The sequence below is a fragment of the Phenylobacterium sp. genome, assembly GCF_031412415.1.
Lineage (GTDB): Bacteria > Pseudomonadota > Alphaproteobacteria > Caulobacterales > Caulobacteraceae > Phenylobacterium.
In genome coordinates, this window is the sequence record NZ_JANOCX010000368.1 from 1 (window position 1) to 2140 (window position 2140).

Consider the following 2140-nt stretch of genomic DNA (forward strand, 5'->3'; position numbering starts at 1 on the left):
GGGTACTTTTTGTTCAGCGGCACCAGCACGTCGCGCAGGGCGTCGTTGGTGGCGTGCAGGGAGATGGCCAGCATGGCCTGGGTGCGGTTCCCCAGCGCCTCCAGCTCCGGCACGACGCCCGAGGTGGAGACCGTGATCCGCCGCCGTGAGATGGCGATGCCCTCGCCGTCGGCGATGATGTCGATGGCGTCGGCGACATTGTCCAGATTGTAGAGCGGCTCGCCCATGCCCATGAAGACGATGTTGGAGAGCCGGCGGTCCGCCTTGGGCGAGGGCCATTCCTCCAGATCGTCCCGGGCCACCTGCACCTGGGCGACGATCTCCGCGGCGGTGAGGTTGCGCACCAGGGCCTGGGTGCCGGTGTGGCAGAAGGTGCAGTTGAGCGTGCAGCCCACCTGGGACGAGACGCACAGCGCCCCGGCCCGGCCGACGTCGGGGATGTAGACGGTCTCCACTTCGATGCCCGGCGCCATGCGGATCAGCCACTTGCGGGTGCCGTCCTTGGACACCTGGCGCTCGACGATCTCCGGGCGGGTCAGTGAGAAGACCTCTTCCAGCGCCGCGCGGGTTTCCTTGGCCACGTCGGTCATCATGGCGAAGTCGGTGACGCCGTAGTGATGGATCCAGCGCCAGAGCTGGGTGGCGCGCATCTTGGCCTTGTCGGGCCGCACGACGTCGGCGTCAATCAGGGCCTGGGCCAGACCCTTGCGGGTCAGACCCGAAAGATTGGGCTTCACGGCCACGGGCGCGGAAAGCCCGCGCGAAAGATCAAGGGTGACGCCCAAGGGAAACTCGCTGTCTGGAAGCCGGCCAATATAGGCGAAAGGCGCCCTTCCGCCAAATGAACGCCGCCGCGGCCGAACGACCCGTCGCGCCGCGCGAGAAATCAAACAAATGTTCGCCTGACCCTTCCGCCCTCCGCGCCCCTGCGCTAGCGTCCGCCGCAAATCCGAAAAGACGTGGGAGACGACGATGAAAGCGGTGCTCAGCAAGGTGACGGGCGGACCCGAAACCCTGGTCTACGAGGACATTCCCGCGCCGGACGCGCCGAAGCCCGGCTTCGCGACCATCGACGTCAAGGCCGTGGGGATCAACTTCCCCGACGTGCTGATGATCGAGGACAAGTACCAGTCCAAGCCGCCGCGCCCCTTCGCGCCGGGCGGCGAACTGTCGGGGGTGATCACCGCCATCGGCGAGGGCGTGACCAATGTGAAGGTCGGTGACCGCATCCTGGCCCAGATCGGGTCGGGCGGCATGGTCGAGCAGGTCAGCGCCCCGGCCGGGCGGCTGACCAAGATCCCCGACGCCATGCCCTACGATGTCGCCGCGGCGTTCATCCTGACCTACGGCACCAGCTACCACGCGCTGAAGGACCGGGGTCACATCAAGGCCGGCGACACCCTGCTGGTGCTGGGCGCGGCCGGCGGCGTCGGCCTTTCGGCCGTCGAGCTTGGCAAGGCGATGGGCGCGCGGGTCGTGGCCGCCTGCTCGACCCAGGAGAAATGCGACCTGGCCATCAAGCATGGCGCCGACGCCGGCGTGGTCTATGGCCGGGGACCGTTCGACAAGGACGGACAGAAGGCTTTGGGCGCCCTCTTCAAGGAGGCCGGCGGCGCCGACGGCTTCGATCTGATCTATGACGCGGTCGGCGGCGACTATGCCGAGCCGGCCCTGCGCTCCATCGCCTGGGAAGGCCGCTATCTGGTCATCGGCTTCGCGGCCGGCGACATCCCGAGGATCCCGCTGAACCTCGCCCTGTTGAAGGGCTGCGACATCGTCGGCGTGTTCTGGGGCAACTGGACGGCGCGCAATCCGGGCCTGTTCCAGCAAAGCATCGAGGAGCTGCTGGACCTCTATGCCAAGGGCAAGATCAAGCCCTATGTGTCGGAGAGCTTCCCGCTGGCCAAGGGCGCCGACGCCATCGCCCACCTGGGCAGCCGCAAGGCCATGGGCAAGGTGGTGGTGACTATCGACTGAGGCCGCAAGCCCCGCTAGTTATCGCCGATCATATAGACAGGGAGCGAAGCATGGCGGGGCGTCTGGACGGCAAGGTCGCGGTGATCACCGGGGCCGCGTCAGGAATCGGCCTGGGCACGGTCGAGCTGTTCGTCGCCGAGGGCGCGCAGGTCATCGCCGCCGA

3 protein-coding genes are annotated in these 2140 nt (G+C 67.5%); 2 read left to right on the plus strand and 1 reads right to left on the minus strand.

Annotation, left to right across the window (positions count from 1 at the left end; all coding sequences use genetic code 11):
* Positions 1 to 785, minus strand: a 785-nt coding sequence (gene rlmN / locus RMO04_RS17445) for a 23S rRNA (adenine(2503)-C(2))-methyltransferase RlmN (protein ID WP_309646040.1), incomplete at its 3' end; no start/stop codon positions are given.
* A gap of 187 nt (positions 786 to 972) precedes the next feature.
* On the opposite strand from rlmN, the gene RMO04_RS17450 reads away from it, so the two are divergent.
* Together RMO04_RS17450 and RMO04_RS17455 are read left to right on the plus strand one after the other, a co-directional pair.
* Positions 973 to 1977, plus strand: a complete 1005-nt coding sequence (locus RMO04_RS17450; protein ID WP_309646041.1) for an NADPH:quinone oxidoreductase family protein — start codon at positions 973 to 975, stop codon at positions 1975 to 1977.
* A 50-nt stretch (positions 1978 to 2027) separates the two neighbouring features.
* A partial coding sequence (locus RMO04_RS17455; protein WP_309646042.1) for an SDR family NAD(P)-dependent oxidoreductase occupies positions 2028 to 2140 on the plus strand: 113 nt, incomplete at its 3' end.